Here is a 12432-nt window from a genome sequence, read left to right as displayed (position 1 = left end):
AGTAGCTCAGCTTGGTAGAGCACATGGTTTGGGACCATGGGGTCGCAGGTTCAAATCCTGTCTTCCCGACCAGAGGGTTCAAGGGGGCCTTAGCTCAGCTGGGAGAGCGCCTGCTTTGCACGCAGGAGGTCAGCGGTTCGATCCCGCTAGGCTCCATTATTTTATCATTTGGCGGTGTAGCTCAGCTGGCTAGAGCGTACGGTTCATACCCGTGAGGTCGGGGGTTCGATCCCCTCCACCGCCATTTATGAAGGGACCTTTAGCTCAGCTGGTTAGAGCAGACGGCTCATAACCGTCCGGTCGCAGGTTCGAATCCTGCAGGGTCCACCATTTTTTATAGGAGGAGTACCCAAGTCTGGCTGAAGGGGTCGGTCTTGAAAACCGAGAGGCGGGTCAAACCGCGCGGGGGTTCGAATCCCTCCTCCTCCGCCTTATATTGTATTTCTTGTTTATCACCGCGGGGTGGAGCAGTCCGGTAGCTCGTCGGGCTCATAACCCGAAGGCCGCAGGTTCAAATCCTGCCCCCGCAACCAACTGGTCCCGTAGTGTAGCGGTTAACATGCCTGCCTGTCACGCAGGAGATCGCGGGTTCGATTCCCGTCGGGACCGCCATAATAAGGCTCGGTAGCTCAGTCGGTAGAGCAAAGGACTGAAAATCCTTGTGTCGGCGGTTCGATTCCGTCCCGAGCCATCCTTTTACAGTAATGGCGACTGTGGCGAAGTGGTTAACGCACCAGATTGTGGCTCTGGCATTCGTGGGTTCGATTCCCATCAGTCGCCCTTTTTTTTCTGTACATAAACTGCAAAAACAAAGAGTTGCGGATCGGGATGGAATGAAAAATGAAATCCTGTGAGTTGTAAAACCTCAGCCACGAGCATGTGCCTCGGTGAATAAGCTGCGAGTTGCCTCGACGCATGTTTCATCTTTGAATAATGCTGGAAGAGGAAGAGGCATGACAGTGCGAAGTTTCAACTGAATTAGGAAAGCGAATTTTATGCGGGTGTAGTTTAGTGGTAAAACCTCAGCCACGAGCATGTGCCTCGGTGAATAAGCTGCGAGTTGCCTCGACGCATGTTTCATCTTTGAATAATGCTGGAAGAGGAAGAGGCATGACAGTGCGAAGTTTCAACTGAATTAGGAAAGCGAATTTTATGCGGGTGTAGTTTAGTGGTAAAACCTCAGCCTTCCAAGCTGATGTCGTGGGTTCGATTCCCATCACCCGCTCCATGGACTTGTAGCTCAGCTGGTTAGAGCGCACGCCTGATAAGCGTGAGGTCGGTGGTTCAAGTCCACTCAGGTCCATTTTTTTTATTTTCCGCAGTAGCTCAGTGGTAGAGCATTCGGCTGTTAACCGAACGGTCGCAGGTTCGAATCCTGCCTGCGGAGCCAGTATGGAGAAGTACTCAAGTGGCTGAAGAGGCGCCCCTGCTAAGGGTGTAGGTCGTTTTTTAGCGGCGCGAGGGTTCAAATCCCTCCTTCTCCGCCATTTGTTGTCTATATTATATAGAATTGGAAATAGATCGTTTCATTTTCATTGATGATAAAAGCGTTGCAATACTTGCAACGCTTTTTGTATTTGTTAAGAAAAGTGAATTCCTTTTTATTGTTTGATTTCCATATCTTCATCGTATCCCATAATAGTTTTCATGAATTCTTTTAATTTATGGGAAACGCGATTTAAATTTTCCAAATCTGTCATTAATTCCGTAATTAGTTGTGCTTCCTCTTGTGAAGATTGAGATATTTCGTTAAAATCATTTTCCATTCGTTTCATGTATTCTTGAATGTTGTCTAACGTTTCCTCAATATTTACTGTTTCTTCCTTCGTATTTGTGGACAATTTGCGTATTTCATTTGCGACTACGCCAAATCCAGCACCAGCCGTACCAACACGAGCAGCTTCTATCGCTGCGTTTAAGCCTAAAAGATTTGTTTGATCACTAATCTCTTTTATAATTTTCGTTATATTGCCGACCTTGTCGGAATGTTCAGCGGCTTTTTTGACAATTTGTGTTATTTCATCAGCAGTTGCTGACAGTTCTTCAGAATGGGCAACAATTTGCTGTATTTTATCTAATAATGAGTGGGAAAAATCAATAATAGTGTTTAAATAATGTTGCTTTTTAGTGCTGATTGCCGCATTTATTGCAGCGATCACATTGCCGTTTTCATCTTTTATTGGCACAGATATACTATCGAACGGTATGCCAAATTCTTCTTCGGGAACTTTGACGACAACCGGCTTCTCCCTATCAACCATCTGAAAGTTCAAATACTTCGGCGGCAATGGATCACCGGGTTGATGACCAAAGTCTAAATCTTTGCTGGGAGAATAAAATAAATATTTTTCATGATCAAAGACTGTGATCATAATATCCTCTCGCAAAACTTGTTTAAAAAATTGGAATGGATTGAATAATTGCTTGGACGATATCCAAATCGTGTACCTCCTTATTATGCTGTAAACTAGTCATTCTATTTGCCCATTTTTATTATCGGCTAATATAGTTTAAATTTAAAATAAATGGTCTTTAGACAGCATGAAATATGATGTATACTTAATTAGAAAAGCAATTTTTGCTTTTTACTTACAATTTTTTGTGAAAAAGGAAGGTGTATCAAACATGGCAAATTTTGAAGGAAAATCCGCTATTGTGACTGGTGGCGGCAGCGGGATCGGGCGTGAAGTTTGTTTGTTGCTGGCTGAAAAGGGGGCTTCTGTATCTGTAGTGGATTTGTCAGAAGAAGGCGGCAAGGAAACCGTTCGCCAAATTGAAGAAAAAGGTGGAAAAGCTATCTTTGTTCAAGCAGATGTCAGCAAAGTTGAGGATGTAAAGCGATACATAGAGGAAACAAAAAAAGCATTTGGAAAAATTGATATGTTTTTTAACAACGCCGGCATTGAAGGAGCGGTTGCGCCTATAGCGGAGTATCCTGATGATGCTTTTGAGAAAGTAGTAAATATCAATCTAAAAGGAGCTTTTTATGGTTTAAAATATGTCATTCAAGCTATGCTTGAAAATGGTGGAGGTTCCATCGTTAATACAGCATCCAACGCGGGGCTCGTTGGAAGTCCAGGTGTCGGCCCTTATGCAGCCACAAAACACGGGGTGATTGGATTAACAAAAACAGCGACTGGCGAATATGCGGATAAAAATGTACGAATTAACGCAATTGCGCCTGGACCAACCGCTACGAATATGATGGAACGATTTACAAAAGGATCAAAGGAAGCGGAGGCTGCTATTAAAGAAGGGATTCCAGCCAAGCGTTACGGTACACCAAAAGAAGTCGCAAATCTTGTCGTATTTCTGCTTGGTGATGATGCGGAAATTATTAATGGTGCTGTTTATCCAATTGACGGCGGCTTGACGGCATTATAATTATTAAATGTAAAACATACTGGAAAAGGACCTGTTTTAACGCAGGTCTTTTTCCTTTTCTGTATATGGGTCTTTTTCCCTCGGAGGAAGGTCGCCCCAAAGAACCATATAATCCGCTAGATCCAGCATTTCTTCGTACCGGCGATGCTGTTCATTGAAAGGATATATTTCAATGTTTTTTCCTTCAATGTCTGTTCCGATAAAATTTTCAAAATCTTCAATAAACCCGGGCTCGTCATCAGATTTGTTTATATCTTGATAGGAATCAATGGGATTGGAAAAATCCTGCGGACTTTCTGAAGTCCCGTATTGAAACACATCATGAAAATAATCGAACGGATCAGTGATTGCAATATTTTCTTGGTCGGTATCGAAAGTTCCAAAAAACGGATTAAGCACTTCTTCTTCAATAGGTCTTTCATGTCTTATTGGCTGTTCAACAGCATGTTCTTCACATGTTGCAGCGGTAGGGATAGCTTTCAGCCGATTTTCGTCAATTGCTTTTCCGCAAACTGTACAAATGCCATAGGTGCCATCTTTTATTCGCTGCAAAGCACTGTTTACCTCTTCGTATTCCTTTTCTAAATGTTTATTCAATGCGAGATCTTTTTCCCGTTCATATAGCTCTGTTCCGTCATCTCCGGGATGGTTATCATAGCTGGAAAGTTCGCCAATGGATTCGTGGCCAAATCCCGCTTCTAAATTAAAATGACCATTCTCCTTCAAACGAATTTCAATGGTTTTTTTCATGTTTTCTAACTGCCGGCGGAAATAATCGAACTTTTGTTCGTTCATCAGCTGCACCTTCTTTTTTTTGTATATATACCTATTTTGGACGAAAATGCATAAAACATAATTGTCAATATGAAGAAAAAAACACGGCTGCCAAATGATTGCCGTGTTTTAAGAAACAAAATAGCTAATAAGAATACCAGCTGCCAACAGTAGGCCGAGAAACGTATTTGTTTGCGAAGTTGCTTTCATTGCGGGCATCATTTCAATCGGTTTTGTTTTGCCGCTAAATCTCTTGACTGCTTGAATGGCCTTAGGGATGCTTAAAAAAGCGAGCAGAGCCCACCAAGTCGAATAATCTAGAACAACCAGCAAAAATATTAATGTATAGGAGACAGTAAACATCAGCCCTAAAAATTGTATGGCTTTTTCGCGTCCAAGCAAAATTGCCAAAGTTTTTCTTCCATTTTTCTTATCCCCGTCCAGATCCCTGATATTGTTTGCCAAATTTATCGCGCCGATTGTGATGGCAATAGGGATAGAATGTAAAACAGCGGTCGAAGTAATATAACCTGTTTGGATAAAAAAAGATATAAGAATAATGATAACTCCCATGAACACACCTGATACTAATTCGCCAAGCGGCGTATAGGAAATAGGATAAGGACCGCCCGTATATAAATACCCTATCGCAATACAAATGGATCCGATGAAGGCAAGCCACCAACTTGAATGAATACAAATATATATTCCTAATAAAATGGAAAGAAATATACAGATGATTGCCAAATTTAAAATCGTCTGCGGTTTAAACCCGTTGCGGACAATCGCTCCCCCGATTCCGACGGATTCGGCCGTATCGAGCCCGCGTTGATAATCAAAATATTCATTAAACAAATTTGTAGCAGTTTGAATTAACAGGGAAGCAATAAGCATTGTCAGAAAGAGAATAATGTCAAGGCTTCCTTCTTTAAGTGCTAAAAGAGTCCCAACAATTACAGGGACGAACGCCGCCGTCAATGTATGGGGTCTTAAAAGCATCCACCACGCACGGAATCCGCGATCCGGTTTTAAAATCGCCACATTATGTGAAGAATCTGTTTCAGGATGCATGATTGTTCTCTCCTTTGTTTCATTCTAAAAAAAGAAAAGCTACTCCTCCAAATCTAGTGTAGGAAAATGACAAAAGTGTGTCAATCGATTTATCAACAAGGATGACAAACCTATCTTAACATATGTTGCAATCGAACATAAGAAGGGGAAATCGTGACAGTTGACATAAAAAATGAACAGGTGTATCTTTATATAAGCTATTTTCGGTAATTGGAGGGATCAGTGTTGATATCGGTTCAATGCGCCCAAGAATTAAAGGATGAAATTGTGAAAGCGGTAAATGCTGCTAAGCAATGCGCTCATCCGGTTATTTTAAGCTACGTATTTGAAAGCAAAATTCAAGATCCCCTCCAGGCTTTTTCAAGCTTCCAATCGGAATCGGCAGGGAAACGATTTTATTGGGCAACCCCTGATGGAACATTTTCGTTATTCGGCATGGATGTAGAATTAACTTTAACACCTGATATTGGCTGTTCCAATAGATTCACATTCATTGAAGAAGTTTGGAAAAAGTGGAAACAATATTTGTTTTTTGCTGGAACACATCCTTTTGGCACCGGACCAATCATGTTTGGGGGGTTTTCTTTTGACCCGTGCAAAAAGGATGAGACAATGAAGTGGAAGTCATTTCATGAAGCGAGATTCACATTGCCTTCTGTACTGATCACAAGAAACAAGCTGAAATCATATGTGACGATCAATAAAATCATTGAACCCTCTCATCAAATTGAAGAAATTGCCGATCATTTTTATCGGTATGAACAGCAGATTTCAAGAAATTTAAACGGAGGGTCGTCTTATTTTGCCCCTGTTTTAAAAAATGAACAAACATTTTATAAAAAAGAGTGGCTTCAAGCTGTTCAAAAAGCAACAGAGCAAATAAAAAAGAAACGATTTGAGAAAGTAGTCTTAGCTAGAGAAATTTTGTTAGAGTTTGAGGAAGCCATAGATGTTCGGGGGGTCTTAGAAGCGCTTCATGAACAGCAGCCGAATTGCTATTTATTTGTTATGGAAAATGGCAATAAAACATTTATTGGAGCAACACCTGAGCGCCTGATTAAAAAAGAGGGAAGAAAGGTGTTGTCTGCATGTGTTGCAGGATCCATTCACAGGGGGGGAAATCCTGCGGAAGATGAAAAATTTGAAAAACAATTACTTTCTGATGAGAAAAACCTTCATGAGCATCGTATTGTTGTGAAAGCAATTGAAGCGGTATTTCAACAATTTTGTCAGGAAGTCACATTGCCGAGCAAACCGTCTCTTTTAAAAACGCCAAACATTCAACATTTGTACACACCCGTTGAAGGAAAGGTTAAAAATCGTTTCTCGTTGCTCAATTTTGTCGAGAAACTTCATCCAACACCTGCTTTAGGCGGATTTCCGAAACAAGAGGCACTCGCCTTTATAAGGGAAGAAGAACCATTGGAAAGAGGATGGTATGCCGCCCCTGTTGGCTGGATGGATCATCAAGGAAACGGCGAATTTGTTGTTGCAATCCGCTCGGGATTGATTTGCGAAAACCGCGCTTATCTTTTTGCCGGTTGCGGAATTGTTGGCGATTCAATACCGGAAGAAGAATTAAAGGAAACGGAAATGAAATTTAGACCAATGCTTCACGCATTAGGGGGAAAAGGATATGCAAAATAAAGCGTTATCAGAATATGTGATCTCCTTTGCAAACGGATTAGTGGAAAACGGAATTGCTCAAGCTGTTATAAGCCCGGGATCCCGTTCTACACCGCTTGCGCTTGTTTTTGCTGAACATCCGCAAATTCAAACATATATCAATATTGACGAACGTTCCGCAAGCTTTTTTGCGCTTGGCTTGGCGAAAAAACAAAGAAAGCCGGTTGTTTTGCTATGCACTTCGGGAACGGCTGCTGCAAATTATTACCCGGCAGTAGTGGAAGCCCATTATTCGAGAGTGCCGCTTGTTGTGATCACCGCTGATCGGCCCCATGAGCTTCGGGATGTAGGGGCACCGCAAGCAATTGATCAAATCAACATGTATTCCAAGTATGTAAAATGGTTTGTCGATTGTGCACTGCCGGAAAATCAGGCAAGCATGCTAAGGTATATTCGAAATGTGGCTGCACGGGCGGTCAAAACATCGTTTGAAAATCCGAAAGGACCTGTGCACGTTAACTTTCCGCTTCGGGAACCGTTAATCCCGGATTTATCGTTAGTTAAAAGATTCGATCAACAGACAAGACCGTTTTCAGAAACGAAACAATTGCTTGCCGATGAGCAATTGAAGGAGCTGGCAAACAAAATCAATTCCATAGAAAAAGGGTTGATTGTGTGCGGTGAAATACATCAAGATGAATTTCGGAACAATGTTTTGCAATTGGCTAAAAAACTGAAGTTTCCCATCTTGGCAGATCCTCTTTCGAATCTTCGCTTTGGAAGACAGAATAAAGAATATGTGGTGGACTGCTATGATTCCATTCTCAAAATGGAAGGGAGCAAACCGCTGGTAAAACCTGATCTCGTCATTCGATTTGGGGCGATGCCAGTATCAAAACCGCTATTTCTTTTGTTGAAAGACCATCCGGACATTGAACAATTCGTTGTGGATGGAGACGGAGGTTTTAGAGATCCAACACATTCCGCCTTCCATATCCATTGTGATGAAGCTTATTTATGTGAAAAACTGATCAAATATTGTGAGAAAAAAAATGAAACAGCTTGGATAAAAAATTGGAGAATGATCAATCAGCAATACAGCAAACGTTTGTCGGAACGTGTTGATGATGGAACTGATTTGTTTGAAGGAAACCTCTATATTGAATTGCAAAGCTTGCTCCCAGAAAAATGTAATGTTTTTGTAGGAAACAGCATGCCGATACGGGACGTAGACACTTTTTTTAGAAATTGCGACAAATCTTTATCTATTTATGCAAATCGAGGAGCAAACGGCATCGATGGCGTTGTTTCGACAGCTCTTGGTGTCAGTGCGGCAAGCAGGGAGAAAACGATATTAATTATTGGCGATTTATCGTTTTACCATGATTTAAACGGTTTGCTTGCAGCAAACTTAAACGATCTAGATTTAACGATTTTGCTGGTAAATAATAATGGCGGCGGTATTTTTTCATTTTTGCCGCAAGCCGAAAATCGGAAGCATTTTGAAAAATTGTTTGGCACTCCGTCAAATTTGGAATTTCAGCATGCCGCCTCATTGTACAAAGCGGGATATGCCAAAATATCCACATGGGAGCAATTTCGTACAGAGTTTCAAAAATCTTTGCAGCGAAAAGGTTTATTTATATTAGAAATCCCGACAAATCGGCAAGCGCGGGTAAACATCCATAAAGAAATGTTGCAATCTGTTTCCCGGGAAATAGAAAGGAATGGATGATGTTTGAAAATCAACATTCGAAATGTCGGATATTGGCTTGAAATGCAAGGGAATGGAGAGCCGCTTTTGTTGCTTCACGGATTTACCGGAAGCGGAGGTACTTGGAAGGATTTTAAAACGATTTTACAAAAATATAAACTTATCATGATCGATATCATTGGCCATGGGAAAACAGATTCTCCTGAAGATCCTAATCGCTATCGAGTAGAAGAAGCAGCGGATGATTTAAAAGAAATTTTGCGTAAATTCGATATTCATCAAGCTCATTTTCTTGGCTATTCCATGGGGGGAAGGCTGGCATTATCGTTTGCTAATATTTACCCAGAATATGTAAAAAGCCTAATCCTAGAGAGCTGCTCACCAGGATTAAAAACGGAAGAAGAACGTCTTGCCCGAAAAGAACGGGATGAGAAGCTTGCCAATATGATCATCGAAAAGGGAATTCCTTCTTTTGTTAATTATTGGGAAAATATTCCGCTGTTTGAATCGCAAAAATCGCTGCCATTAACGGTGAAAAAAAGAATGAGAGCAGAACGTCTGCAAAATCAAACATTAGGGTTGGCGAACAGTCTAAGAGGAATGGGGACAGGAGTTCAGCCATCTTGGTGGAATAATTTGGAAAATTTAACTGTTCCTGTTTTGTTGATCAGCGGCGGAAAAGATGAAAAATTTTTCTGGATTATGAAAGAAATGAACAACTTGATTCCTACGTCTATCTATAAGGTCGTCCCTGAGGCTGGACATGCAGTTCATGTGGAACAACCAGAGATTTTTGGTAAAATAGTAGATGAGTTTTTACAACATTTTTCTTGAAATGGATTGGCAAAGGAGGATAAAGATGAGTTTTCCTTGGGTAAAAGAAAGGGAATATGACGAAATCATTTATGAAACTTACAACGGAATTGCCAAAATTACGATGAACCGCCCGCACGTACATAATGCATTTACGCCTAAAACTGTCAATGAAATGATTGATGCTTTTTCGTACGCTCGGGACGATGACAAAATCGGTGTCATTATCTTAACGGGTGCTGGAGATAAAGCGTTCTGTTCCGGCGGAGATCAAAAAGTGCGCGGTCATGGCGGATATGTCGGGGAAGACCAAATTCCACGCCTGAATGTTCTGGATTTACAACGTCTTATCCGGGTTATTCCCAAACCTGTCATCGCGATGGTAAATGGTTATGCAATTGGCGGTGGACATGTGCTTCATGTTGTTTGTGATTTAACTATCGCCTCAGAAAATGCTATTTTTGGACAAACAGGACCGAAAGTCGGAAGCTTTGATGCCGGGTATGGCGTCGGACTGCTTGCACGTCTTGTCGGTACGAAAAGAGCTCGAGAAATTTGGTATTTATGCCGGCAATATTCAGCACAAGAAGCGTATGAAATGGGCTTAGTAAACAAAGTTGTTCCGTTTGAACAGCTTGAAGAGGAAACCGTAAAATGGTGTGAAGAAATATTGGAAAAAAGCCCAACGGCGATTCGCTTCTTAAAGGCTGCCTTTAACGCGGACACAGACGGCTTGGCTGGTTTGCAACAATTTGCAGGTGACGCAACATTGCTTTACTATACAACAGATGAAGCAAAAGAAGGCAGAGATGCCTTTAAAGAAAAAAGAAAGCCGGATTTCAAACAATTTCCTCGTTTTCCGTAAAAATCATCGGCAGCTTGATGGGAATCATCGAGCTGTTTTTGTTGTGCAAAAATAAAGAGGTGTCTAATAATGAATCGTCCATTAACTGAAATGCCGAATTGGTTGAAACAACGGGCATTTTTAACTCCTGAACGAATAGCGATCAAATTTGAAGGTGAACAATACAGTTTTTTAGAACTTCATCGGTTTGCGGAAAAAAGGGCAAGACAGCTTGCATCTCTGGGTGTGAAGCGCGGCGATGCCATCGGTATATTCATGAAAAACAGCTTGGATATGGTAATCAACATTCATGCTCTTATGTATATCGGAGCAGTCGCTGTCCTTTTAAATACAAGGCTTACGCCGGAAGAATTGGCATGGCAATTAAACGATGCAAAGGCAAAGCTGGTCATATGTGACGATGATCAAATGAACCATTTTCCGAATTTCCGGGCAGTGAAGCAATCGATACTGAAGCAAAGCGCTGAACAACATGTGGAAATTAGAGGCTGCTTTAATCTTGAGGATGTCGCAACCATTATGTATACTTCAGGAACGACCGGAAAGCCGAAAGGTGTTCAGCAAACATATGGAAATCATTGGTGGAGTGCTGTCGGTTCGGCACTGAATCTTGGCTTGATGGAATCGGATTGTTGGCTGCTTGCTGTACCGCTTTTTCATATAAGCGGATTGTCTATTTTGATGCGGAGCGTTATTTATGGCATTGGAACAGTATTGCAGCGGTCTTTTTCAGCTAAAGAAGCGAACAAAATGATAAAAGAGCAATCGGTTACCATTATCTCCGTTGTAACGGCAATGCTTGATGAAATGTTACAAGATCTAGGGGATAAAACATATCCGGATTCATTCCGCTGCATGCTGTTGGGGGGAGGCCCTGCTCCCATGCCAATCTTGGAACAATGCCGGGAAAAAAATATTCCGGTCTTTCAAACATATGGCTTGACGGAGACAACTTCACAAATCGCTACTTTGTCGCCGGAATTTTGTTATGCCAAACTCGGTTCTGCTGGGAAACCGTTGTTTCCGGCTCAAATCCGAATTGTAAAAGACGAAAAAAATTGCGCCCCGTATGAAGAAGGAGAAATTGTTGTAAAGGGGCCGAATGTTACACCAGGATATTTATATCGGCCGGATGAAACAAAGCAAACAATACGGGACGGATGGTTTTATACAGGTGATTTAGGTTATATGGATGAAGACGGATTTTTATATGTGCTGGATCGCCGGTCGGATTTAATCGTTTCCGGCGGGGAGAATGTTTATCCGGCGGAAATTGAAGCCGTTATTTTGTCACATCCGGCAGTTGCAGATGTGGGAGTGGTAGGAAAAGAAGATCCGAAGTGGGGAAAAGTACCTTACGCCTTTGTCGTCCGCAAAAATGAAGTTACCGAAAAAGAATTGGAAGAATATTGCTTGCAGAGACTCGCAAAATATAAAGTGCCGAAAGGATTTTCATTTGTTCCGTCACTTCCAAGAAACGCTTCCAAAAAGCTTCTGCGGCGGGAATTAAAAAATTGGCTCTAGTTTCTCAAATGATCATTCACTGTCATCCGTTATAATATCGTAAGGGCTGAAATGCAGCAGGTGGTGGATTTCATCCGGCAGGTGATCAAACGAACCGTATTCGTAGCTCCATAAATTCAAAAAAGAGCGGACGCAAGAATGAAAGCATTCTTCTTTAGCACCTCTTACTTCAAATTGAAAATGGGCAACAAGTTTTTCCATTTGAGCGTCTCTCCTCTTGTTGTTTGGCATAATGATAGTATTCTGTAAAAAGGATCTTTTATGCATAAGCTGTTTTTATATGGCAATTCCTAGTTTTTCTTTTTTTCCGGTACAGGATCAAACCCCCCCGGATGGAATGGATGGCATTTGGCAATACGCTTGATGGTGAGCCAGCCGCCTTTGATCGCACCGAAACGTTTGACCGCTTCTAATCCATATTGGGAACATGTCGGGTAAAAGCGGCAAGTTGGAGGTTTAAGAGGAGAAATAAATTTCTGGTAAAAGCGGATGATAGCAATTATGATGGATTTCATAGCAAAAACTCCTCGTATACTAAGTTTCAGAAAGTTTTTTTATCGAATTTCCAGTCCGATACGCTCCTTGACAATCGCATATCTTGGGTGGTTGCCTTTGTGGGAGGGGCGCGCCCCTCCCACAAAGGGTTGAGCGTACCGGGGTT

At 41.7% G+C, this 12432-nt stretch carries 11 protein-coding genes and 12 tRNA genes; 18 read left to right on the top strand and 5 right to left on the bottom strand.

All coding sequences use genetic code 11. The features are described 5' to 3' along the window. Positions 1-83: 83 nt before the first annotated feature. From AC0KTX_RS15615 to AC0KTX_RS15560, 12 genes are all read left to right on the top strand, one after another. Positions 84-156 (top strand) — tRNA-Ala (locus AC0KTX_RS15615). A gap of 14 nt (positions 157-170) precedes the next feature. Further along, positions 171-244: transfer RNA gene (locus AC0KTX_RS15610), tRNA-Met, on the top strand. Positions 245-253: 9 nt separating this feature from the next. Continuing rightward, a tRNA-Ile gene (locus tag AC0KTX_RS15605) sits at positions 254-330 on the top strand. 9 nt (positions 331-339) lie between these two features. Further along, positions 340-429: transfer RNA gene (locus tag AC0KTX_RS15600), tRNA-Ser, on the top strand. A gap of 27 nt (positions 430-456) precedes the next feature. Then, positions 457-533 (top strand) — tRNA-Met (locus AC0KTX_RS15595). A gap of 3 nt (positions 534-536) precedes the next feature. Continuing rightward, a tRNA-Asp gene (locus AC0KTX_RS15590) sits at positions 537-612 on the top strand. 6 nt (positions 613-618) lie between these two features. Further along, a tRNA-Phe gene (locus AC0KTX_RS15585) sits at positions 619-691 on the top strand. Between the two features lie 16 nt (positions 692-707). Beyond that, positions 708-780, top strand: a tRNA-His gene (locus AC0KTX_RS15580). A gap of 374 nt (positions 781-1154) precedes the next feature. Further along, positions 1155-1228, top strand: a tRNA-Gly gene (locus AC0KTX_RS15575). Between the two features lies 1 nt (position 1229). Further along, a tRNA-Ile gene (locus AC0KTX_RS15570) sits at positions 1230-1303 on the top strand. A 12-nt stretch (positions 1304-1315) separates the two neighbouring features. Beyond that, positions 1316-1390: transfer RNA gene (locus AC0KTX_RS15565), tRNA-Asn, on the top strand. A gap of 4 nt (positions 1391-1394) precedes the next feature. Beyond that, positions 1395-1487 (top strand) — tRNA-Ser (locus AC0KTX_RS15560). A 114-nt stretch (positions 1488-1601) separates the two neighbouring features. On the opposite strand, the gene AC0KTX_RS15555 is transcribed toward AC0KTX_RS15560, so the two are convergent. Then, on the bottom strand, positions 1602-2372 hold the full coding sequence (locus AC0KTX_RS15555) for a methyl-accepting chemotaxis protein (protein ID WP_474253021.1): 771 nt from the start codon (positions 2370-2372) through the stop codon (positions 1602-1604). Between the two features lie 253 nt (positions 2373-2625). Here AC0KTX_RS15555 and AC0KTX_RS15550 point away from each other — a divergent pair, with 253 nt between their 5' ends. After that, positions 2626-3384, top strand: a complete 759-nt coding sequence (locus tag AC0KTX_RS15550; RefSeq protein ID WP_474253020.1) for an SDR family NAD(P)-dependent oxidoreductase — start codon at positions 2626-2628, stop codon at positions 3382-3384. Between the two features lie 36 nt (positions 3385-3420). Here AC0KTX_RS15550 and AC0KTX_RS15545 read toward each other — a convergent pair whose 3' ends face one another. Together AC0KTX_RS15545 and AC0KTX_RS15540 are read right to left on the bottom strand one after the other, a co-directional pair. Beyond that, on the bottom strand, positions 3421-4179 hold the full coding sequence (locus tag AC0KTX_RS15545; RefSeq protein ID WP_474253019.1) for a TraR/DksA C4-type zinc finger protein: 759 nt from the start codon (positions 4177-4179) through the stop codon (positions 3421-3423). Between the two features lie 108 nt (positions 4180-4287). Next, a complete protein-coding gene (locus AC0KTX_RS15540; protein WP_474253018.1) occupies positions 4288-5229 on the bottom strand; it encodes a 1,4-dihydroxy-2-naphthoate polyprenyltransferase in 942 nt (313 codons plus the stop codon). Between the two features lie 225 nt (positions 5230-5454). Between AC0KTX_RS15540 and AC0KTX_RS15535 the strand changes: the two genes are divergently transcribed. The 5 genes from AC0KTX_RS15535 to AC0KTX_RS15515 all read left to right on the top strand — a co-directional run bounded on the left by AC0KTX_RS15535 (position 5455) and on the right by AC0KTX_RS15515 (position 11771). After that, a complete protein-coding gene (locus AC0KTX_RS15535) occupies positions 5455-6876 on the top strand; it encodes an isochorismate synthase (RefSeq protein WP_474253017.1) in 1422 nt (473 codons plus the stop codon). Then, positions 6866-8590, top strand: coding sequence for a 2-succinyl-5-enolpyruvyl-6-hydroxy-3-cyclohexene-1-carboxylic-acid synthase (gene menD / locus AC0KTX_RS15530; protein WP_474253016.1), 1725 nt, complete (start codon positions 6866-6868; stop codon positions 8588-8590). Before AC0KTX_RS15535 ends, menD begins: the two co-directional genes overlap by 11 nt. A 3-nt stretch (positions 8591-8593) precedes the next feature. Beyond that, complete coding sequence (menH, locus tag AC0KTX_RS15525; protein WP_474253015.1) at positions 8594-9403, top strand: 2-succinyl-6-hydroxy-2,4-cyclohexadiene-1-carboxylate synthase; 810 nt, start codon at positions 8594-8596, stop codon at positions 9401-9403. A 25-nt stretch (positions 9404-9428) separates the two neighbouring features. Continuing rightward, positions 9429-10247 carry a 1,4-dihydroxy-2-naphthoyl-CoA synthase gene (menB, locus tag AC0KTX_RS15520; protein ID WP_474253014.1) on the top strand — a complete coding sequence of 273 codons (819 nt, stop codon included), beginning with the start codon at positions 9429-9431 and terminating at the stop codon, positions 10245-10247. A 69-nt stretch (positions 10248-10316) separates the two neighbouring features. Continuing rightward, on the top strand, positions 10317-11771 hold the full coding sequence (locus AC0KTX_RS15515; protein ID WP_474253013.1) for an o-succinylbenzoate--CoA ligase: 1455 nt from the start codon (positions 10317-10319) through the stop codon (positions 11769-11771). Between the two features lie 12 nt (positions 11772-11783). On the opposite strand, the gene AC0KTX_RS15510 is transcribed toward AC0KTX_RS15515, so the two are convergent. Beyond that, a complete protein-coding gene (locus AC0KTX_RS15510; protein ID WP_474253012.1) occupies positions 11784-11972 on the bottom strand; it encodes a hypothetical protein in 189 nt (62 codons plus the stop codon). 89 nt (positions 11973-12061) lie between these two features. Beyond that, entirely contained in the window at positions 12062-12286 is a 225-nt protein-coding gene (gene yidD, locus AC0KTX_RS15505) for a membrane protein insertion efficiency factor YidD (RefSeq protein ID WP_474253011.1), read from the bottom strand. Between the last annotated feature and the right edge of the window lie 146 nt (positions 12287-12432).

The sequence above is a fragment of the Aeribacillus sp. JST-2 genome (assembly GCF_056032925.1).
Note: the sequence above shows the minus strand (reverse complement) of the source record. Positions and strands in the feature narration are given on the sequence as shown.